At 71.1% G+C, this 21,638-nt stretch carries 16 protein-coding genes; 10 read left to right on the top strand and 6 right to left on the bottom strand.

Features of this window, described 5'->3' with window-relative positions; all coding sequences use genetic code 11:
- The first annotated feature begins 61 nt into the window (after positions 1 to 61).
- The 4 genes from ACFHWY_RS22345 to ACFHWY_RS22330 all read left to right on the top strand — a co-directional run bounded on the left by ACFHWY_RS22345 (position 62) and on the right by ACFHWY_RS22330 (position 4,393).
- Positions 62 to 682 carry a hypothetical protein gene (locus ACFHWY_RS22345; RefSeq protein ID WP_416582196.1) on the top strand — a complete coding sequence of 207 codons (621 nt, stop codon included), beginning with the start codon at positions 62 to 64 and terminating at the stop codon, positions 680 to 682.
- A gap of 28 nt (positions 683 to 710) precedes the next feature.
- Positions 711 to 2,450, top strand: coding sequence for a hypothetical protein (locus tag ACFHWY_RS22340; RefSeq protein WP_416582195.1), 1,740 nt, complete (start codon positions 711 to 713; stop codon positions 2,448 to 2,450).
- Between the two features lie 105 nt (positions 2,451 to 2,555).
- Positions 2,556 to 3,839, top strand: coding sequence for a S8 family serine peptidase (locus ACFHWY_RS22335; RefSeq protein ID WP_416582194.1), 1,284 nt, complete (start codon positions 2,556 to 2,558; stop codon positions 3,837 to 3,839).
- Between the two features lie 26 nt (positions 3,840 to 3,865).
- Positions 3,866 to 4,393, top strand: coding sequence for a hypothetical protein (locus tag ACFHWY_RS22330; protein WP_416582193.1), 528 nt, complete (start codon positions 3,866 to 3,868; stop codon positions 4,391 to 4,393).
- A gap of 70 nt (positions 4,394 to 4,463) precedes the next feature.
- Here the strand turns inward: ACFHWY_RS22330 and ACFHWY_RS22325 are convergent, their stop codons facing one another.
- The 3 genes from ACFHWY_RS22325 to ACFHWY_RS22315 are packed head-to-tail and all read right to left on the bottom strand — an operon-like array spanning position 4,464 to position 6,582.
- Positions 4,464 to 5,723, bottom strand: a complete 1,260-nt coding sequence (locus ACFHWY_RS22325) for an SseB family protein (RefSeq protein WP_416582208.1) — start codon at positions 5,721 to 5,723, stop codon at positions 4,464 to 4,466.
- Positions 5,717 to 6,202, bottom strand: coding sequence for an SUKH-3 domain-containing protein (locus ACFHWY_RS22320; RefSeq protein WP_416582192.1), 486 nt, complete (start codon positions 6,200 to 6,202; stop codon positions 5,717 to 5,719). Before ACFHWY_RS22320 ends, ACFHWY_RS22325 begins: the two co-directional genes overlap by 7 nt.
- Positions 6,199 to 6,582: a YwqJ-related putative deaminase gene (locus ACFHWY_RS22315; RefSeq protein ID WP_416582191.1), complete on the bottom strand. Its 384-nt coding sequence runs from the start codon at positions 6,580 to 6,582 to the stop codon at positions 6,199 to 6,201. The genes ACFHWY_RS22320 and ACFHWY_RS22315 overlap by 4 nt, the downstream gene beginning before the upstream one ends.
- Before the next feature lie 191 nt (positions 6,583 to 6,773).
- On the opposite strand from ACFHWY_RS22315, the gene ACFHWY_RS22310 reads away from it, so the two are divergent.
- The 5 genes from ACFHWY_RS22310 (at position 6,774) to ACFHWY_RS22290 (ending at position 16,874) form a co-directional block, all read left to right on the top strand.
- Positions 6,774 to 8,453: a right-handed parallel beta-helix repeat-containing protein gene (locus tag ACFHWY_RS22310; RefSeq protein WP_416582190.1), complete on the top strand. Its 1,680-nt coding sequence runs from the start codon at positions 6,774 to 6,776 to the stop codon at positions 8,451 to 8,453.
- 31 nt (positions 8,454 to 8,484) lie between these two features.
- Positions 8,485 to 9,963: a type VII secretion protein EccE gene (gene eccE / locus ACFHWY_RS22305; protein WP_416582189.1), complete on the top strand. Its 1,479-nt coding sequence runs from the start codon at positions 8,485 to 8,487 to the stop codon at positions 9,961 to 9,963.
- Positions 9,960 to 10,652 (top strand): hypothetical protein, encoded by a 693-nt coding sequence (locus ACFHWY_RS22300; RefSeq protein ID WP_416582188.1) that lies wholly within the window; start codon positions 9,960 to 9,962, stop codon positions 10,650 to 10,652. The genes eccE and ACFHWY_RS22300 overlap by 4 nt, the downstream gene beginning before the upstream one ends.
- Before the next feature lie 185 nt (positions 10,653 to 10,837).
- Positions 10,838 to 15,205, top strand: coding sequence for an ExeM/NucH family extracellular endonuclease (locus tag ACFHWY_RS22295; protein ID WP_416582187.1), 4,368 nt, complete (start codon positions 10,838 to 10,840; stop codon positions 15,203 to 15,205).
- Positions 15,206 to 15,479: 274 nt separating this feature from the next.
- A complete protein-coding gene (locus ACFHWY_RS22290) occupies positions 15,480 to 16,874 on the top strand; it encodes an MBL fold metallo-hydrolase (protein ID WP_416582186.1) in 1,395 nt (464 codons plus the stop codon).
- A gap of 448 nt (positions 16,875 to 17,322) precedes the next feature.
- On the opposite strand, the gene ACFHWY_RS22285 is transcribed toward ACFHWY_RS22290, so the two are convergent.
- Positions 17,323 to 17,682 carry an ArsR/SmtB family transcription factor gene (locus ACFHWY_RS22285; RefSeq protein ID WP_416582185.1) on the bottom strand — a complete coding sequence of 120 codons (360 nt, stop codon included), beginning with the start codon at positions 17,680 to 17,682 and terminating at the stop codon, positions 17,323 to 17,325.
- A 132-nt stretch (positions 17,683 to 17,814) separates the two neighbouring features.
- On the opposite strand from ACFHWY_RS22285, the gene ACFHWY_RS22280 reads away from it, so the two are divergent.
- Positions 17,815 to 19,224, top strand: coding sequence for an FAD-dependent oxidoreductase (locus tag ACFHWY_RS22280; protein WP_416582184.1), 1,410 nt, complete (start codon positions 17,815 to 17,817; stop codon positions 19,222 to 19,224).
- A 68-nt stretch (positions 19,225 to 19,292) separates the two neighbouring features.
- Here ACFHWY_RS22280 and ACFHWY_RS22275 read toward each other — a convergent pair whose 3' ends face one another.
- Together ACFHWY_RS22275 and ACFHWY_RS22270 are read right to left on the bottom strand one after the other, a co-directional pair.
- On the bottom strand, positions 19,293 to 19,736 hold the full coding sequence (locus ACFHWY_RS22275; RefSeq protein ID WP_416582183.1) for a hypothetical protein: 444 nt from the start codon (positions 19,734 to 19,736) through the stop codon (positions 19,293 to 19,295).
- Positions 19,736 to 21,550 (bottom strand): carbon starvation protein A, encoded by a 1,815-nt coding sequence (locus ACFHWY_RS22270; RefSeq protein ID WP_416582182.1) that lies wholly within the window; start codon positions 21,548 to 21,550, stop codon positions 19,736 to 19,738. Before ACFHWY_RS22270 ends, ACFHWY_RS22275 begins: the two co-directional genes overlap by 1 nt.
- Positions 21,551 to 21,638 lie beyond the last annotated feature (88 nt).

Raw genomic sequence — 21,638 nt, 5'->3', positions numbered from 1 at the left:
TCGGCTTTCACGAGCGAAGAACAGCCGCGTTGGCACCGTGTGAGCGACCGGGGGAGGGGACATGGACCGAGAGTGGCTCGTCAACGAGGACATCGATGTCGACATCCAGCAGTTGGGGAACTTCGCTGAGGCCCTCCGCAGGGAGATGGAAGAGAACTTCCAGCCCAGCTTCGACAACGGCCTCCGCCCCATGCTCACCGTGCAGGCTCCGTTCGGTGGTGGTGGGCTCAAGGAGGCGGCGTTCTTCCGGGGGCGACACGACGAGAGTCGTGCCGCGGTGTCACTCCTGATGAGTGACGTGATGAAGGGCCTGACGGCGCTGCGCGTGGCCGCCATGTCCATCTCGGCGGAGTACCTCACCGGTGACGCGCTGGCCCAGGCCACCAACGAGGACGTCTACAACGCGTTCCACGCCGTCGACGGCCAGGAAACGCTGAGCGGGGCCTGGGAGCAGGGCGGGGAGGACCCGGCGAACGGTGTCCCCGATGGCTCCATCAACCCGCCGCCCATCAACCCGTACGAGGGCATGGACTCCTGCCCCACCGGTGACCAGCGCGAAGAAACTCCGGAGCGGGACCTGACCGAGGTCGTCGGTGAGGGCACCGCCGCCTACACCATCTCGGGTGACAACGAGCGTATGCACGGCAATGACCTCCGGCTGGACACCTCGGGCCTTCGGTGACAGTGCCGGGGAGAGCTGAGGAGCGGGGATGAGCGAGGACTACTACGGCTGGCAACCTCCCACGTACCACATGTACTCGGGGGTGTCGGACGACTACGCGGCCGAACGGGCGGCAGACGCCACGCCGTACCAACCTACGGCGTGGGGCGAGGTCACCGTCGAGCAGATGTGGGAGTTCGTCCGCAAGGAGAGCGACGAGCGCACCACCGCACTCGCCGACATGTGGCAGGACGCGGCCAGCCTGCTGGAGGTCACCCGGGCCAATCTGAAACGTCATGCCGACGGTCTCCGGGCCAAATGGCAGTCGCCGGCGGCAAGCGTGTTCATGGGGCGGGTGGGTGGCACGCTGCACTCACTCGACGAGTGGGAGCAGATCGCCGCCAACAACGCCGCCGGGCTGCGGCAGCTCGCCACCAAGATCGCGGCTACCCAGCGCGACATGCGACAGCTGTGGCTGGAGTACAAGGCCGAACAGCAGCGGCAGGAAGACATCTACGAGGAGGACAAGAAAGAGGTCACGTTCGGTGACATCTTCGGCGACAACCACAAGTCGTACGAGGAAGTCCAATCCGAGTTCCACCAGCGTGCAAAGAACATCGCCAAGCCGCTCGCCGACCTCTACATCGACGTCTACATCTCGAACATCTCCCGGGGTGGCAAGTTCAAGGGCCCGACCGACGCGGTCCTCACCAACGCGGCGAACGTCCCTCGGCCGGGCCGGCCGGGCGCGCCCGGAGCCCCGCCGGGCGCGCAGACGGTGAACGGCAGCCGCCCGGATCGTCCGAACATGCCGACCCGGCCGGATGTGGTTGATCGGCCGGCCGGTGCCCCTCCGCCGCCCGCGGGACTGCCGGAGGGTGTCGGCCTGGCCGGCGGTGCCGCGCCCACTGCGCCGCCCGGAGCACCACCCGCCGCACCACCGGTGAGCACGCCGAACGCCACCGCGCCGCCGGGACCGGTCGCGCCGCCGATGGCCGGGCCGGGACCGCGTCCCACCAAGCCGGGTGCGAACTCGGGAAGCCGACCGAACGTCCCCCGGACCTCCCTACCCGGATCCGGAGGTCCCGGCGCCCCGCGGGGAGGCCGCGGTCCGGCACCGAACCGGCCGACCCTTCCGGGCTCAGGTGGTCCAGGTGGCGGATCTGGCGCGCCTCCCGACGGAAAGCGCGGCTCCGCCCCGAACCGTCCGACCCTGCCTGGAAACACGGGCGCGGGCCGACCGGGGGGCGGCCCGGCCCGGCCGGGGCTCGGCGCACGCCCGGGGACCTCGCCGGCCCAGCCGCCGTCCAGCCCTCGCCTACCGGGCTCCACCGCCCGCCCCGGCCAGGGCGGCAACTCTCCAGGGCGTCCGGCTGCCCCGCCGCCGAGCCTCGGCGGACAGCGTGGCACCACTTCGGGCACCCCGAAGGCTGGTCCACCGCTGACTGGCCGGTCCAGCCAACCACCGGGCGCACGTACAGGCTCGCCGCCGAAACCGGGTACTTCCGGCGGCGGAACGCGGCCGGACCTGAGCGGACGCGCCGGGTCGGGTACCGGTCGACCGGCACCGACCACCGGGCCGGCACCGTCGCTGGGCGGCCGGCGCGCCGGGTCGGCCGGGCCCGGTCCGCGTAGGGGCACCGAGCGGCCGGACGCGGATCAGGAGACCTGGGAATACGGCGAGGGCGACGACGAACTGTGGGTCACCGGCTCGTCCGCCGTCGGCGTGGTGGGGGCGCCGGCCGAGCACCGGCCCCGCGAGCAGGGCAGGGCCCTGGGCCAGGGCTGATGGTACGGGCCCATCACCCAACTTTGGGTGGTGGGCCCGTACCATGCGGTAACCGTCCATTCCCGGCTGTCGGGAGCGACGGCCCACAGAGGAGGGCAACGGGACATGAACGGCATCACCCGACCGGCCACCGTCCCGGCGCTCGCCGCCGCGAGCGTCCTGGTCGCTCTCTCGCTCCCCGCCACGCCTGCCGCAGCGGACTCCACGAGGGACGACTCGTGGCACGTCAAGGCCCTGGAGCTACCGGAGATGCACAGGATCACCCAGGGCGAGGGAGTCGTGGTAGCGGTGATCGACACCGGGGTGGACGGGAGACACCAGGATCTTCGCGACAACGTCCTGCCCGGCGTCGACCTCCACGACGACGGCACCAAGGGTCGGATCGACCGGGCGGGCCACGGCACCGGCATGGCTTCGTTGATCGCCGGTCACGGCCATGGTCCGGGTAACCGGGACGGGGTGCTCGGGGTCGCCCCGAGGGCCAAGATCCTGCCGGTGACGATCAAGAGCGAACAAAGCCCCTTGATCGCACCGACGGCTGTGGCCGCCGGGATCAACTGGGCGGTCGACAATGGCGCGGACATCGTCAACGTGTCGCTGGGCAGCAGCTTCAGCGAGGAACTGAACCGGGCGGTCGACCGGGCGTACCAGCGGAACGTGATCGTCGTCGCGGCCGTCGGCAACCGCGGGGACTCACTCATCAGCAACCCCGCCCGGCAACAGACGGCGGTCGCGGTCAACGGCACCGACCGCAAGGGCGTCATCAGCGAGGAGGCGGCGTTGCCGGCCCGGGAGGTCGACATCTCCGCACCCGGGGAGGAGATCATCCAGGCGGCCCCCGGCGACAAGTACGTCACCGCGATCGGCAGCAGTGGGAGCGCTGCTATCGTCTCCGGAGCACTGGCGCTGATCAAGGCCGAGTATCCGGACCTGAACGGGTACGAAATGTTCCGGCGGCTGCTGGAAACCACACGCGACGAGGGCGATCCGGGCCACGATCTGTACTACGGCTGGGGTGCGCTCGACATCCGACAGGCGCTGACCGGTGAGCCGGACGGCCGCGGTACCCGAAGCTTCGACGCCGGGCCGAAAGCGGGCGGGGCCGAGCCGTGGCAGGCCAATCCCCGCGAGCGCGAGGACGACATCCTGATCTTCGTTTGGGCGGTGATCATCGCCGTACTCGTCCTCATCATCGGTGGAATCGTGGCGACCGCCATGTTGATCCGCAGTCGCGCACGGCAGCGACAGGCCATGTCCGTCGACGAGACCACGCCCACACTCGTCACGACAACTCCTGGGCCTGATACACCCCCGATGACTCAGGCGACGGACGCCGACCAGCCCCCGGACGCAGCCGGAGACGGAGTGTGGCGCCCGCCGCCCGGCTGACTGGGAGCCGATTCGAGGAGGCAGCCATGCCGACACCACCAGCCGAAGGGCCGTCTTCTCCGATCCTCGGTCCGTCACCGGCCCAACAGCCGCCAGGGACATCGGGCGCACCGCCGGCCGCACCGCCCTCGCGTCGACCGCCGGTGGTCGTTGTCCTCGCCGTTCTGCTGATGGTTCCGGCGATCGTCACCTGGCTGGTCGCCGGCTTCGCCTTCTTCCGGGCGATGCTGCGCTCCGAGGGCGACGGGCTCGGCAGGTTCCTGGTGGTGTGCATCGGCGCGGGCGGGCTCGGGATCGCCCTGCTGGTGGTGCTGCTCGGATCGCTCGGAATACTCATGGCCTGGGTCGGCGACAGCGCGGAGGGACTGGCGGTGCCGGCGGGCTTCACCTTCGGGCTCTTCGTCGTCGTCATCGTCGCGCTGCTCGTGCAGGGCAAGCTGAGCTACCACCCGACGATGGTCACCCCACTTGTCGTGGGTGGGTTGGCCGGCGTGTCACTCGCTCTGATCAAGAGTCCACCGGCGCGCGACTGGTTCGCCAGCCGTCGACGCTGACCCGCCCGGCCACCCGTGGCGCGACTGAGCCACGTCAGCCAGCCTGAGCGCTCCGGCAGGCTGGGGCCGATCAGGCCGGCGACCAGCGGCCGGCGGCTGCCTCGAAGCTGGCCAGCAGTTCGTCGCGGCCGTCCTGGTGCAGGCAGCGCAGCTCGGTGCCGTCTGGCACGACAAGTGACTCCATCCGGGGTGGTCCCTGGCCCCACTGCTCGGGCGTGGCCTCGCCGGGTGGCCAGCGCAGCACTGGCACCCACTCGTCCGACTCCTCGAAGGGCGAGCCTTCACCGAGCAGGCCCAGGCGGCGGTAGAGCCGGATCGGGGTGTCCCGTCCCGGGCCGTGCCAGGAGTGCACCAGCCCGGCCGCCCGGTCGTAGCCGCCGTCCACATAAGACGCCAGGTAGCGGTGCGGAATGACCAGTTGAAGCAGTAGCGGCACGGCAGGAGCGGGCCCCTCCTCGTCGGCCGCCTCGGGCGCCGGTCGCGGAACCGGCACCCCAGTCGTCGACGGCTTCTCGTAGGCGGCCGTCTCGCGGCGGCGCCGTTCCTGCTCGGCCGCCTCGGTGACCACCTGCCGCAGCTCGCCCACCCAGTCGCGCAGGGCGGGCAGTGCCTCGCCGGGCAGGGCCGCAGCGAGCGGGGTATCCGGGTTGAGCAGCAACTGCCAGGACACGTCCGGCCAGTGGTCGGTGAGCTGAAGGCTGCTGACCACCACGAGATCACGGTCGCCGAGCGCCTGCCGCAGGCGAGCCTCGGAGGTGAACACGGGCAGGCTGGGCCGGCCCTGCTCGTCGGGGAGAATCCACCACGGAAACTCCGGATCGGCCAGGTCCCGCGTTGGAGGGCCGTCCGGTCGTAGCGGTAACACCAGTTCGGCCCGGAACAGCACGGACATCAGCCCGTCCGGGTCCTCACGCAGGATCGCCTCCCGCAGCGGCTGCTCGGCCGCGAGCGCCGGCGCGGCCAGCGTACGGATCTCGTCGGCGGTGAGCCGGACGCCAATTGGCAGCCCCGGGTCGATCGCCAGCATCCAGTCCTCGTCAGGCCAGTCGGCGGCGACGTCGGCGAACCCCGTCACGCGGTAGCTGACCGACTGGCCGGGCAGGCCCGCGGCGATCGCCGCTGGCGAGGTGTACGCGACCACGTGGGTGACCTCGTCATACCGGCCCGTCGGCCAGCCGGCCGGCTCGCGGCCGGCAGCCGCCGCCGGTGACACGGGCAGCAGCAGCGGACCGCCGACGAGTTCGGTGAGGAAGTTATCGCGGTCGTCGGCCGCCGCGGCGGCCAGCAAGGCACGCTCGGTGACGGTGGTTGGCTGCCAGTCGGTCACCAGGTGCCGTCCCCGCGTACCCGGCGGGGTGTGCGACCGAGCACCAGCGTGATGAGCGCCTCGTCGAGGCTCGCGCCGAGGAACCAGTCTCCAGCGTGGTCCAGCACGAACACGCGCCCCTGCTCGTCGACGGCGAGAATTCCGGCGCCGCTGCCCTCCTCGCCCAGCGGGCTCAACGCGGCGCCGGTCGCTTCGGCCAACTCGGCGAGCGTCTCCACCGAATGCCGCACCAGGAACGGATCGAGATGGATGTCGCTCGGCGCGACCTGTTCCCCGCTGCCCTCCGGGCGGACTCGCAGCCCGCCGAACTCGGCGTACGCCTCGACTGCCGCTGCCGTCACGGTGTGCTGGCGCCCGCCGGGAGCGGCGTGGGCGGCGACGCGCAGCCCCCACTCACGGCCCTTCTCCTCGGACCGGCGGTCGGGCGACCATCCTGCGGCGGCGAGAGTTTCGGCCACCTGGGGCGGGAACCGCTCGGTCATGCCAGTGCCTGCATGCCGAACCAGTCGAGCATCGCCGCACAGGAACGACAGGGCGGCTGGGTCTCGCCATGGCGCGGGTCGCCCTCCTCCCGCACTCGGGCCACCCGAATCTTCGCGCCCCACAACAGCGCGCGGGCCCGGGCCGCTTCGAGGGGTGGGCCGCCGCTCTCGGCGGCGTACAGCCGGTCCGAGATCAGCATCGGCTCGGCGCACCAGCCGGTGTAACGTTCGCGCTGCCCGGCGGGGAGTCCGTGCAGGAAGCGCCGGACCACCGGGTGCAGGTCGGGTGCCACATCCCCGCGTACCGAGGTGTGCGTGTGGACGGTGCCGTCGGCGAGCAGCGCACCCGCCGCCATCGGCAGCATCCGTGGCTCCGCCATCCGTCCTCCCCGAGTGGAGACAAGAGATCCGACGAGCCTAGCCAATCGGAGCGGCGACCGGGTGGCAGGTCTGCGCGACGGAGATTCCACGCATCGACCGCAGCGATCGTGGTGGTGTTCGGGGCACCCGTCGGGTGGGCCGGCTGGGATATCGTCGGTCCAGCCCTCTTCGCCCCTGCAGAGCCGGAGCCATGACGCGCACCCTTCTTGTCTCCCCGGACCAGCCCGGCGCCTACCCGTCCATCGGGGAGGCGCTCTCGGTGGCCGGCGAGGACACCGTCGTCTCGGTCAGCCCCGGCACATACCACGAGGCGCTGTTCGTCAACGACCGCTCGGTCACGGTGGTCGCCGCACAGGGTGCGGGCACCGTCACCATCGACGCCTCCGCCGGCACGTACCCGACGGTCTCCTGCAACGCGGGGCACCTGGTACTGCGCGACCTCGGCCTGCGGGCGGGCGACGCGCCAGTGGTGGTTGCCGACCGGGCGAAGCTCACCATGACCGGGTGCGAGCTGAGCGCCGGCTTCGGCGCGGCGATCCAGGTGGCCGGGCGCTCCGAGTTCACATTGGCCCGGTGCCGGGTGACCGGCGGTCGCTACGGCCTAGTGGTGGAGGACTCCGACGGCAGCGTCGAAGGGTGCGAGTTCACCGACCTCAGCGAGGACGGCATCATAGTGCGGATCGGTGCCGCTCCGACGATTCGCACCAGCACCGTGGCCCGCTGCGGCAATCGGGGCATCTACATTTACCAGTACGGCAAACCGACCATCGAGGCGTGCGACATCTCCCAGACCGGCCACGCCGGGGTGGTCGTGGTGCACCAGAGCGCACCGGTGCTGCGCCGCTGCCGGATCCGCGACACCCGTGGCCCGGCGGTCTCCTTCGCCCGTGGATGCCACGGCACGGTCGAGGAGTGCATCACCGAGAACACCGCCCAACCGGCGATCGAGGTCGCCGAGGGGGCCACACCGACCATCGTGGCGGGTACGGCGAACAAGAAGGCCGCCTTCGGCACCGACGCCGCCCACGCCGCCGCCCCGCAGGACACCGCGAAGGTGGAGAGGCTGCTGGCCGACCTTTCGGTGATGGTCGGCCTGGAGTCGGTGAAGGCGGAGGTCCGCGCCCTCATCGACGAGATCCAGGTCAACGAGTGGCGGCGTAGCGCCGGGCTACCGGTCGGTGCGATCAGCCACCACCTGATCTTCGCGGGCGCGCCCGGTACCGGAAAGACGACCGTGGCCCGCATCTACGGCGATCTGCTGGCCGCGTTGGGTGCGTTGCCCGGCGGCGCGTTCCGCGAGGTCTCCCGGCGCGACCTGGTCGGACAGTACATCGGCCACACTGCGGAGAAGACCGCCGCGGCGTTCGAGGTGGCGCGCGGTGGTGTGCTCTTCATCGACGAGGCGTACACACTCTCCCGGTCGTCCGGCACCGGCGGGGACTTCGGTCAGGAGGCCATCGACACGCTCGTCAAGCTGATGGAGGACCATCGCGACGAGATCGCGGTGATCGCCGCCGGCTACACCGGCGAGATGGTGCAGTTCCTCGATGCCAACCCAGGTCTGGCCTCCCGTTTCGCCAAAACCGTGGAGTTTGGTAACTACTCGCCCGAGCAGCTGGTCGTGATCGTGGAACGGATGGCCGGCGGCGACGAGTACCTGCTCGCCGACGGCGTCTCCGAGATACTCCGGGAACACTTCGGCAGCCTCGTGCGGGACCAGAATTTCGGCAACGCCCGGGAGGCCCGCAGACTGTTCGAGGGTGTCCGCAAGACGCAGGCGCAGCGGTTGCGACAATCCGGCCAGCGGCCCACTCTCGACGAACTGCGCACGGTGGCCGTCGCCGACGTACACGCCGCGATCGGACGCTGACGATGCCGGTTCGGTCAGGGAGGGCGGTGCGGTGACGCATCCGGGTGCGGCCCAGCCGGGCGAGCCGGGTTGGCAGCATCACCCGGGCGCGGCGGCACCGCCACCACCACCGCAACGGACGGCACAGCAGCAGGTGGGTCCGCCGGCGCCGGCGCTCGGCGGCGCCGGGCCAGGGCACAGCTGGGCGGCCCAACGTGGGCAGGAACGGGCCACCGTCGGCACCGCGTACACCAGCCATGCCGCCGCAGCGGCTCAGGCCGCGGCTGCCACGCCGGCCGCCCGGGCGGCGGTGCAGAGCCGGCCCGCAGCAGAGGCCCGGTCCGCAGCGACCCACCCGCCCACCACTGAGGCCGCGACGACCACCCCGGTGGTACGCCCACACCGACGGCAGCCCCGGGTCGCTGGGATCCACGTCGCTCAACTGTTGGCCTGGCAGGCCGGCGCGGCGGCGGTGCTGGCGGCCACACCGCACGGCCTTGCGCTGACCTTCGCCGTCGGCACCGCCACGGCGCTGCTGCTCTCCCCCACTGTGCTGCGGCACCGGGGCCGGTGGCTCTACCAGTGGCTGGCGGTGTGGTGGGCCTTCCGGGGTCGCCGCCGTCAACTGGCCGCCACCGGGTCCGACAATGCCTGGCAGCTACTCACCCACCTGGAGGGCAGCGTCGAGCTGGACCAGGTCGAGATCGACGACCAACCAGCCGTGCTGCTGACCCATCGGCACGGGCTCAGTGCCGTGCTGGAGGTCGACCCGACCGAGGGTGCGCTGCTCATGGGTGCGCCGCAGGCCCTGCCCTCGCCGATGTCGCTGCTGCCGGCCGCCGACCCGAAGACTCCGGCCGTGACGGTACAGATGCTGATCCAGGTCACCCCGGCGCCTCGGGCCCGCGCGTCGGCGGTGGACCGGGCGTACCGCGAGCTGACCAATGGGATGGTGCCCGCCAGTCGGCAGGCCTGGGTGGTGCTCCAGGCGCCGCGTACGCCCGACTTCCACGCCGACCACGACCTGCGCCCGGCGCTCACCGCAGCGATCCGGCGGACCCGTCGTCAGCTTCGCCAGGACCAGGCGGTGGCCCGCCTGCTCAACCGGGACGAGGTGCTCGCCGCCATCGCCAGCCTGACACACCTCACCTCCGCTGCGGTGAGCGGAGATCGGCCGCTGTCCCGGGAGAGTTGGCGAAGCTGGTCGGCACAGGGCACCCCGCACAGCTGCCACCGCCTGCTCGACTGGCCCGGCCGGGCGTGGGAGGTGGATCCCCTGCTGCGCGGGTTGCCCGCAGCGGCTGGCGTGGTGTCCATCGCCGTCGCCCGGGAGAACGGTCGCCCAGGTGCCGACGATGCCGTGGTGGAGGTGGCGTTCCGGCTGATCGGCACCGACGCCACCGCACTCGCCGCCGCCGATCGGGCGCTGCACGAGGCGATCCGCGAGCACGGTGGTCGCCTACAACGACTCGACGGCGAGCAGGCCCACGGTGTCGCCGCCACCCTGCCGATCGGAGGCTTCCTGCGGTGAACAGCGTCGCTTTTCCCGGCAGCCGGATGGGCCTGCACGTCGTCGACGGCGCGACGGTCGCCGGGCTGAACCTGGTCGCCGGCGGCGGCGGCCTGGTGGTCGGCCGCAACCGGCAGCAGGAGCCGGTGGGGCTGCGGGTGTTCCGGGCCGAGCCGACCCGGCTGGTGTTGACCGGCGGGGTGCGCGCGGCCGAACTGCTCGCCTTCCGGTCTCTGGCGGTCGGCGCCCGGCTGTTCATCCAGACCGCTCGCGAACAGGAGTGGGACGCCTTCCTGCGACGCTGCGTCATCGGCCGGGAGATCGCCTCGTTCCTACCGCCCGGCGTCGCCCCACCGGTGCCAGCCACCCCGACCGAGCCGCAGCTCGTGGTGATCGACACCGGCCCGGTGACCGGGCCGGACACCAATCTCAGCGCGTCCTGGCGGGCCACCCTGGTGGTCCGGGACGATCTGGCCAGCTGGGACGTCGAGGTGCTGGTACGCAGCGACATCGTGGTGCTCCAGCGGCTCACCGACACCGAGGCCGCCACGGCCGCGAACGCCCTCGGGCTGGTGAGCGTGCAGAACTGGTTCACCCAACTGCACCCGGAGATGGTCGGCCTGATCACCAAGGGCAAGGTGCAGTGGGTGATGCTCAGCGTGACCGGCACCGAACGCCAACTGGTCGGCCCGGTCGCTCGGGGCGGCTGAACACCGGGCGGTGTTGCTGAGCCGTCGTCGGCGGACAGCGCCCCGGCCAGGACCCGGCGAAGCTTGATCCGGCCGCGCGGCAGCTCCGCGTCACGGTCTTTGCCGCATTGGTACACCCGGTGGCTCCCACCTGGACACCGATGCCGCTTATCCTCCAGCGGTCTACTCCCTCGGAGGCCCCGCACATGCAACGAACAAGAAGCACCCGACTACTCACAATTCCGGGCGTACTGGTCACCGCCACCGCGCTCGTCCTGTCCGGTGGCACCGCCGCCGTCGCCGCGCCGGTGCCGACGACACCGTTCATCAGTGAGATCCACTATGACAACGTCGGCACGGACAGCGGCGAGGCGATCGAGATCGAGGTGCCGGCCGGCTACGACCTGACCGGCTGGCAGATCGTCCTCTACAACGGCGCGAACGGCGCGGCGTACAACACCAGGACGCTGAGCGGGACGGCACCGGACGCGGGCGCGGTCGTCGCGTCGTACCCGACCGACGGCATCCAGAACGGGTCGCCCGACGGCGTCGCGCTGGTCGCGCCCGACGGTTCGGTGGCGGAGTTCCTCAGCTACGAGGGCACCTTCACCGCGGCTGGCGGGCCGGCGAATGGCCTTGCCGGCGTCGACCTCGGCGTTGCGGAGACCGCCTCCACTCCGGTCGGTCACTCCCTACAGAAGCTCGACGGCAGTTGGCGGGTGCCGGCGACGAACACCTTCGGGGTACGCAACAGCGAGCCCGACCCGGACCCCGACCCGATCGGGTGCACCGTCGCGGTCGACCACACCATCGCCGAGGTGCAGGGGGCCGGCAGTGCCACGCCGCTGGCCGGCACTCGGGTGACCGTCGAGGGGATCGTCACCGCCGACCATCGCGGCGGTGGCTACAACGGTGTGTACGTGCAGACGGCCGGCAGTGGTGGGGACCGTCCGGTCGCGGCCGGCACCGCCTCGGACGGCATCTTCGTCTACCTGAGCACCAACACCGCCAACCATCCGTCGGTGACGATCGGCGACCGGGTCCGGGTCAGTGGTACCGCGAGCGAGTTCAACGGACTCACCCAGCTCAGCATCGCCGCCCGGGCCGACGTGCAGGTCTGCGAGCAGGGCTCGCCGCTGCCCACGCCGGTTCAGGTCGGCCTGCCACTGGACGACGCCGCCCGCGAGTCGGTCGAGTCGATGCTGGTGGCGCCGGTCGGCCAGTACGCCGTCTCCGAGGTCTACAACACCAACCGGTACGGCGAGGTCGTGCTCACGGCCGGCGACGAGCCGGCGCCGATTCCGACCGACCGGTTCCGTCCCGGCTCTGCCGAGGCCCAGCAGATGGCGTCCGGGAACAAGCTGCGCCGGCTCCTGATTGACGACGGGAAGACGACCAACCTGGCCACCGCCGGGCTGTTGCCGCCGTACGTCTCTCCGGCCAGCCCGCTGCGGGTCGGCGACTCGGTGCAGGCGTTCGGACCGTCGGTGCTCTCCTACGGCTTCAACGAGTGGCGCCTGCAGCCGACCGTACCGGTCGACGCGGGCACGACGCCGGCCGCCCGGACCACCTTCGAGGCCACCAACCCGCGTACCGCGGCGCCCGTCGGCGTCGGTGGCGACCTGCGGGTGGCCAGCTTCAACGTGCTGAACTACTTCGTGCACTTCGGTGGCGACGCGCGCGGCGCCGCCGGTGAGGCCGCGCTGGCGAAGCAGGAAGCGAAGATCGTTGCGGCGATCAGCGCGCTGGACGCCGACGTGGTCGCGCTGGAGGAGATCGAGAACTCGGTCCGGTTCAACGCCGCCGACCCACAGCAGGCGCTCAAGCGCCTGGTTGCCGCCCTGAACACCGAGGACGGCGCGGGTACCTGGGACTACGTCCGCACCCCGGCGGAGCTGCCCGGCGCGGCCCAGCAGGATTTCATCACCACAGCGATCATTTTCAAGCCGGCGAAGGCGCAGCCGAAGGGCCCGTCGCGTTCGGTGAACGACGAGGCGGTCTGGTTCAACGCCCGCGAGCCGATCGCGCAGACGTTCACCGCCGGCACGGTCGACTTCGTCGTGGTCGCCAACCACTTCAAGTCCAAGAGCGGAGCCGGTACCGGCGACAACGCCGACGCCGGCGACGGTCAGGGCGGCTGGAACGGTGACCGGGTACGGCAGGCCATGGCGCTGGCCGCGTTCGTCGACCAGGTCAAGGCCGACAGCGGCACCTCGGATGTGCTGCTGCTGGGTGACTTCAACGCGTACACTCACGAGGACCCGATGCAGGTCCTCTACGACGAGCAGTACCGCAACCTGAACGACACCGGCAAGGCGAGCTACGTCTTCAACGGCGAGTCCGGTTCGCTCGACCACGCGGTAGCGTCCCCATCGCTGGCGGCCCGGGTCACCGGGGTGGACGTGTGGCAGATCAACGCGGTCGAGTCGTACGCCTTCCAGTACGACGGCCTGGCCGAGTTCTTCGCGCCGGACGCGTACCGGGCCAGCGACCACAACCCGCTGGTGGTGGGGATCGACACCGGATCGGATAGCGGCCCGGTGGACCTCCAGTTGTTGAGCATCAACGACTTCCACGGTCGACTGGAGTCCCCGGCCACGGTGGACGGTCAGCCCGTCGGCGGCGCCGCTCAGATCGCCGGCCTGGTGAACCAGCTGCGGGCGGAGAACCCGAACACCGCCTTCGTCTCCGCCGGCGACAACATCGGAGCCTCCACCTTCATCTCGGCCATCGACGAGGACAACCCGACGATCGACGCGTTGAACCAGGCCGGCCTGCTCGTCTCGGCGGTGGGTAACCACGAGTTCGACAAGGGGATGGCGGATCTGACCGGGCGGGTGACCGACCGCGCCGACTTCCCGCACCTTGGCGCCAACGTGTACCGGGGTGGCACCCGGGCGTTGCCCGCGTACTCGGTGAGCACCATCGACGGGGTCAGCGTGGGCTTCGTCGGCGTGGTCACCGAGCAGACCGCCGCGCTGGTCAATCCGGACGGCATCGCCGGTCTGACTTTCCGCGACCCGGTGGCCGAGGCCAACCTGGTGGCCGGTGAGCTCAAGGACGGCAACCCGGACAACGGCGAGGCCGACGTGGTGGTGCTGCTCGCGCACGAGGGAGCCGCGACGGAGAACATCGACTCCCCGGCGGCGCTGGCGAACGACCCGGTCTTCGGCGCGTTCACCCGGGCCAACGCGACCGTCGACGTGATCTTCAGTGGGCACACCCACCAGCCGTACGCCTTCGAGGTACCGGTTCCGGGCACGGACAAGCTGCGTCCGATCGTTCAGGCCGAGGACTACGGCAAGCGGTTGGGCAAGGTGACGCTGACCTTCGACCCGGAGTCGGGTTCGATCACCGCCACCGACGCGTCCCTGGTGGACGTGGTCGGTGCACCGCAGGATCCGGCGGTGGTCGGCATCGTGGCCGACGCCAAGGTCCGGGCGCAGGAGCTCGGCCAGCGGAAGCTGGGCGAGATCACCGCCGACATCCGGCGGGCCTACACCGACGGCAACGAGGACCGGGGCAAGGAGTCGGCGCTGGGCAATTTGATCGCCGACGTGCAGCTCGCCGGTACCAGTGACGCCGGCCGGGGCGGGGCGCAGATCGCGTTCATGAACCCGGGTGGTCTGCGGGCCGACCTGCTGTACCGGACCGACGGCACGGTGACGTACGCCGAGGCCTTCGCCGTCCAGCCGTTCGCCAACGACGTGGTCACCAAGACCTACACCGGCGCGGAGATCAAGCAGGTGCTGGAGCAGCAGTGGCAGCCTGCGGGCGCGTCCCGTCCGGTGCTCTGGCTCGGCGTGTCAAAGGGCTTCGGCTACACCTACGACCCGCAGGCCGCCCAGGGGTCACGGATCACCTCGATGAAGCTGAACGGCACGCCGATCGACCCGGCGGGCACTTACCGGGTGACGGTGAACTCGTTCCTCGCGGCTGGTGGGGACAACTTCACCACCCTGGGAGGGGGCACCAACCCGGTGACCACCGGTGACAACGACCTCACCATGTTGGTCAGCTACTTCGCGGCGAACTCGCCCATCACCGCGGACACCGGGCCGCGGTCGGCCGTCGGCCGGGGCGGGCCGGTCTGCACCACGACCATCACCGGCCGGCACAGTCGGCCGCTGATCGTCACCTCCGGCCTGACCTGCGTGGAGAACGCCACCATCGCCGGGCCGGTGTCGATCGGCGCGGGGGCGTCGCTGCGGGTGACCGGGAGCACCGTCAACGGTCCGGTGTCGGCCACCCGGCCGGTGCTGTTCGAGTTGTCCAGCGCCACGGTGTCCGGCCCGGTCACGGTTGCCGGCACCACCGGCGACCTGAAGATCAGCAAGGGCCGGATCAACGGCCCGCTGTCGCTGGTGGCCAACCACGGCGGTGTGCGGGTGGACACGGTGACGGTCAACGGTCCGGTCAGCGTGACCGGCAACTCCGGCAGCCAGCCGGTGGTCGTCGCCGCGAACACGGTCAGTGGGCCGCTGGCCTGTTCGGGCAACACCCCGGCCCCGGTGAACGAGGGCCGGGCGAACACCGTGCGGGGCCCGGCGTCGGGCCAGTGCGCGCGGCTGTGACTGCTGGCTGACAGCGCCGGTCCGCGGTCGGAGCACCTCCGGCCGCGGACCGGCGCCGCTGGTCTCCTCCGCCACTCCGGCCCCACCAGTTGTTCGGGTTCGTACCACCCGACTGGGCTCTTGATACCCCCTGGGGTATGTTGGTGGTAAGCGCCCAGCCACTGCCACCCAGCCGGTCGCATCCTCGCAGGCGCACCGGGTAAGTGGTCGGGCATGGCGGACAACTGACCCGCACGTACCCCTATGGGTATAAGCGGGCGTGAGGGGAGTTGGCATGGCGGTGCAGGTGTCGGTCATCGCGACCTCGTCCCTGGGTGACCGGAGCTACCTGGCCAGCGACGGCCGGACAGCAGTCGTGGTGGACCCGCAACGGGACGTCGACCGGGTCATGCGGCTCGCTGGCGCGGTCGGCGCCCGGATCACCCACGTGATCGAGACCCACATTCACAACGACTACGTCTCCGGCGGGCTGGAACTGGCCCGGCTGACGGGTGCGCGCTATCTGGTGGCCGCGGCCGACGACGTCGGTTTCGACCGGCTGCCGATCGCCGACGGCGACGTCATCGGGGTGTCCGAAGCGGTGCGGTTCCGGGCGGTGGCGACTCCGGGCCACACCTTCCACCACCTTTCGTACGTCCTGGACGAATCCACCGACGGCGGCTGGAAGCCGCTCGGGGTGTTCACCGGCGGGTCGCTGCTGTTCGGCACCACCGGCCGCACCGACCTGCTCGGCGAGCAGCACGCGCACGAACTGGCCCACCAGCAGCACGCCTCGGCGAAGCGGCTGGCCGAGCTGCTGCCCGACGGGGCACAGGTGTGGCCCACCCACGGATTCGGCAGCTTCTGCTCGGCCAGCCAGGCCGATGCCCCGGAGTCGACGATCGGGCGGGAGAAGCGGGCCAACCCGGTGTTCCGGCTGGCCGCTGCGGAATTCGTCACCGAGACCCTGGCCGGTCTGGACACCTACCCGGCGTACTACGCGCACATGGGGGTGGCCAACGCCGCCGGCCCGGCGCCCGTAAACCTCACACCGGTGGCCCGGGCCGACGCCGGGCAGCTACGGGACCGCATCGCAGCCGGGGAGTGGGTGGTCGACCTGCGACACCGCAAGGCGTACGCCGTCTCGCACCTGGCCGGCACCATCAGCCTCGGTCTCGACGGACCGATGTCGACCTGGCTCGGCTGGCTGATCGACTGGGGCACGCCGGTCACGCTGCTCGCCGAGACACCCGAACAGGTCGCCGACGCACAGCGTGAACTGGTCCGCATCGGCATCGACCGGCCCGCCGCCCAGGCGACCGGGGCCCCACAGCAGTGGGCCACCCAGCCCGACGCGGTACGGGAGATGCTGGTCGCCGACTTCCCGACGCTGGCCGCCGCGCAGGCCGGACAAACCCCGGCCGGGCTGCCGGACCCGCAGGTCGTGCTCGACGTGCGGCTGACCAACGAGTGGCGGGACGGCCATGTGGCCGATGCAATACACGTGCCGCTGCCCGACCTGCGTCGCCGCCTGACCGACATCCCGGCAGGCACGATCTGGGTGCACTGCGGTTCCGGCTACCGGGCCGCCGTCGCCGCGTCCCTGCTGTCCAACGCCGGCCGCGACGTGGTCCTCGTCAACGACCTCTTCGATCACGCAGCGCAGGCCGGCGTGCGGCTGACCCGCTGACGGCCGCCACGATCCACCGGTGGCCGCCGGGCGCTGCCGGCACTGCGTCGGCGGCTCCGGCCAACTGACCGGCAGCAGCACCCGAAACACCTTTCTGCCGGGCGGGCTCGTCACCTGGGGAAATCGCATACCTGCCGCCCTGCGCCACCGGAGAGGGCCACGATCTCGAACCCTGCCCCGAGCTGCTGGATGCCCTGCGTACCGCCTGCACGGACTGGACGAGCGCATCGACGCCCTCGCCCGGTCCCGTCGGGCGCTGCACGACTACCTCGACGCGACCGAGCGGCGGTTGTCCCAGATGCCGGGTCCACGACGACCACGACTAGGCGCGTAGCACGCGGAGCTGGACGTACAGGTCGACGTCACCGTGGAGCTGTACCGCGTGCGCAGACAGCAGAACGGCGCCCGGCCGAGCTCCATGGTCTTCAGGCTCTTGTGGCCGAGGGTGCTAGCTGAGGTCGATCGACAGCAGCGCGGACAGTTGCCGGAGGATCTGAGGTCTGGCCCGGTAGTAGATCCACGTCCCTCGTCGCTCAGCGTCGACCAGGCCCGCCTCCCGCAACGTCCTGAGGTGGTGCGAGATCGTCGGCCCGGTCAGGTCGAAGGCCGGCGTCAGATCGCAGACACACGCCTCTCCGCCCTCGGCAGAGGCGATCATCGACATCAGTTGCAGCCGAACCGGGTCGCCGAGCGCCTTGAACGCGGGCGCGAGCACTGCGGCGGTCTCACCCGGCACCCGCTGCCGCGCCAGTGGAGGACAGCACGGCGCGGCCGTGAGATCAACGAGCGGTCCCGCCTGCTTCGACATATCTCTAGGTTGACAGCTGTCTAGCCAGCGTGCAACTGTCTGTTTTGACGAACGTCGAGACAGAGAACCCGACATTCGACCCGGAGACCGGCGCACCCCGCCCGGCTGAATCGTTCCGCACAAGGAGTCCCGATGAGCGACCCGGATCAGCTACCCGTCGCCGTAATCGGCGCCGGGCCGGTCGGCCTCGCCGCCGCCGCGCACCTACACGAGCGCGGCCTGCCCTTCACCGTCCTCGAAACCGGCGACGCCCCCGGCGCCGCCGTGCGGCAGTGGGGACACGTCCGCGTCTTCTCACCCTGGCGGTACGACATCGACCCCGCCGCCCGCCGCCTCCTCGACGACGCCGGCTGGATCGCACCCGACCCGGATGCCCTGCCCACCGGCGCCGAACTCGCCGACAGCTACCTCCAGCCCCTCGCGGGCCTGCCGCAACTCAAGCCGCACCTGCGCTACCGCGCCCGGGTCGTGGCGCTCAGCCGCCTCGGCTACGACCGGCTCCGCACCGCCGGGCGCGAGCAGGCGCCCTTCCTGATCCGCCTCGCCGACGGCCAGGAGATCCTCGCCCGTGCCGTCATCGACGCTTCCGGCACCTGGCACACCCCCAACGTGCTCGGCGCCTCCGGGCTACCCGCCCGCGGCGAGCCCGACGCCGCCGCTCACCTCGAGCACGCGCTGCCGGACGTGCTCGGCACCGACCGGGACCGGTTCGCCGGCCGGCACACCCTCGTCGTCGGCGCCGGCCACTCCGCCGCCAACACTCTGCTCTCCCTCGCCGAACTCGCCACCACGGAGCCGGGCACCGAAGTGACCTGGGCGATCCGTTCCGGCTCGCCGGCTCGCACCTACGGCGGCGCCGAGGCCGACGCCCTTCCGGCGCGTGGCGCGCTCGGCTCCCGCTTGCGCGCCCACGTCGACGCCGGCCGCATCCGCCTACTGACCGGCTTCTCCGTCCATGCGATCGACCCGGCCGGCGGCCGGGTCACGGTGATCATCCGCCCCGGCGACGGCAGCGAGGAGAAGGTCGTGGTGGACCGCATCGTTGCCGCCACCGGGTACCGGCCGGATCACTCCATCGCCGCCGAGCTGCGCCTGGACCTTGACCCGGTCATGGGAGCCACCCGCGCCCTCGCCCCGCTCATCGACCCCAACGAACACTCCTGCGGCACCGTCCCGCCGCACGGCGTCAAGGAACTGACCCACCCCGAGCCCGGCTACTACGCCGTCGGGATGAAGAGCTACGGCCGGGCACCCACCTTCCTCATGGCCACCGGCTACGAGCAGGTCCGCTCCGTCGTCGCCGCCCTCGTCGGCGACTGGCAGGCTGCCCATGACGTCCAACTCGACCTGCCCGAAACCGGCGTCTGCAACAGCAACCCCGACGACTCGGCCACCGGCGAGGACTGCTGCGGTCCCGCCCCCGAGCCGGTCGCCAGGGGACTCGCCACCGGCATCTCCGGCGGCCTGCTCGGCGCACCGCTGAACCTCGTCGGTGTAGACACTCCGTCGACGAGCCAGGCCGGCGGCTGCTGCGGCAGCTGACGGCACCGAAGCAGGGCAGCCCGGCCGCGACGGTGGCCCTCCGCGCGGCAGCCACCGCCATCTTCGGCCTACGTTCCAGCCGCTGGCCGCGGCACTGCCCTCGGCGCGGCCAACTCCTCACGGATGAGTCGCAGCGCCTGCTCGGGAGCCGGGAGTCCGGCATCGCCGACCACCCGGCCGTCCACGATGATCGCGGCGTACCCGGGGGCGCGAGCCAGGTCCCGCAGGAGAACCCACCACGGCCGACGGTGCCGGTGGCCGTCCCGCACGATCGCCGAAACCAGGAACAGGGTGTTGTGCGGGTCGACGATCTCCACCGCGACATCGGGTGGCAGCCCAGCGCGTAGCGTCAGGTAGACCTCACTGAGTGGCCGCAGTTCGGTCCGCTGACGAGCGAACGCGGGATCCTCGTGCCAGCCTTCGCCGCCGATGCCGGTCGCACCGGCGCAGCAGCCGGAGCCGGCCCGGGCCGCACGCCACGGTCGGATCAACAGGACCCGGTGCCGTCCCATCAGCGACGATCGTCGGCGGCGCCGACCTCGGCACTGCCTCCGGACTCGACGCCGACCGTGCGCCCGGTCCCGTCGGGCTCGCTGGCACCGCCGCCGGTGTCCGGGCCAGGCCCGTCGCCCGGGTCGGCTTCGGTGGTCTGCCCGCTGGCACGACGTAGCGCGAGCACCGCCTCCACGATCAACCACAGCGCGAGGACGAAGATGAGGGCGTCCAAAGGTGCCAGCACCCACTCGTCGGCCTCGATGAATTCGCGCAGCTGGACGATCAGCGCCCAGGTGGTCATCAGCAGCAGGAAGACCAGCGGCACGACGATCGCGACCGGGTTGCGGCGGCGGCGCAGCACCCAGACCGCGATCATGGCCAGGGCCAGGCCGGCGGTGAGCTGGTTGGTCGTGCCGAACAGCCGCCACAGCACCCCGAAGGTGTAGCCCGCGTCCCCGCCGCCGGGCAGCAGGGCGAGTGCGAGCGGCGCGGCGATCGCCAAAAGCCCGGTCAGCGTCAGGTGACGCGACAGTCGTCGCCAGCCGGCCAGTTCGGCGATCTCCTGGACGATGTAGCGCTGCAACCGGACACCGGTGTCCATCGTGGTGGCCGCGAACGAGATCACCACCACCGCCGCAAAGACGGTGGCGAGCTGGAACTCGAAGCCCAGATTCTCGGCGAAACTGGCGATGCCGTTGACGAAGTTGCGGGTTGCCCCACCCGAGGCGTCGGTGTGCGTCGCGTACAGCCCGTCCCACTCGGCCCGGGTGGCAGCCACCCCGGCCGTCACCGCGATGATCGAGCCGAGCGCCAGGCTGCCCTCACCGATCGCCCCGCCATAGCCCACGTACCGGGCGTCGGTCTCCTTGTCCAACTGTTTGGCGGTGGTGCCGGACGCCACCAGCGAGTGGAACCCGGAGATCGCCCCACAGGCGACGGTGATGAACAGGAACGGGAAGATGCTCGGCGAGCCGGCAGGCACGTCGTTGACCAGCGGTGCCACGATCCGGTCCATCCCTACCAGCACGCCGGTGAAGATGACCGCCAAGGCGATGAACAGCTGGTGTGAGTTGATGTAGTCGCGCGGCTGCAACAGCAGCCAGACCGGCAGGCGCGAGGCGATGAAGGTGTACGCGAAAAGGATGATCACCCAGAGGTTGCGCGGCTGGTCGAAGCCCAGCGCGTCGGCCGCGCCGGTGATCTCGATCGGCCAGATGTTGCCTACCCAGATCAGGAAGTAGAGGGCGATCACACCGATGATCGACGGCACCAGGGCTGCGCTGCGGCTGCGGTAGATGTACTGGCCTATCGCGATGGCGAGCGGGATCTCCACGAAGATCGGGATGACCGCGCCGGGGTAAGCGACGAGCAGGTTCCCGATCACCACCGCGAAGACCGCGTTCACCAACGTGAGCAGGAAGAGGATGATGAGCAGGAAGAGCGCTCGGGCCCGCTTGCTGATCACGTCGGCGGCGAGGGTGCCGATGTTGCGGGCCCGGTGCCGAACCGAGACCGCCAGCGCGCCGAAGTCGTGCACGCCGGCCGCGAAGATTGTGCCGAGCACCACCCAGGCCAGCGCCGGACCCCACCCCCAGAAGACGGCGATCGCCGGGCCGACGATCGGGGCGGCGCCGGCGATCGAGGTGAAGTGGTGACCGAAGAGCACATGTTTGTTGGTGGGGACGAAGTCCACTCCGTCGGTGAACCGGTGCGCCGGGGTCACGTACCCCGGGTCCAGTCCGTACACCCGGCCGGCAAGGTAGCGCGAGTAGTACCGGTAGCCGAGGGCGAACATCGCCATGACCGCGAGGACAACCACGATGGCGGGCATACGGCTGCCTCCTTGCAGCCCACCCCGGGTGGGCGCTCGTTATGCAGATCCCGAAACCTCCCGGTAATGTAACGGCGATCACATTCCA

Origin of the sequence: Micromonospora sp. LOL_024, from assembly GCF_048060415.1 — a bacterium.
GTDB lineage: Bacteria > Actinomycetota > Actinomycetes > Mycobacteriales > Micromonosporaceae > Micromonospora.
The sequence above is the reverse complement of the archived record's forward strand: the minus strand, read 5'-3'. Positions and strand labels throughout refer to the sequence as shown.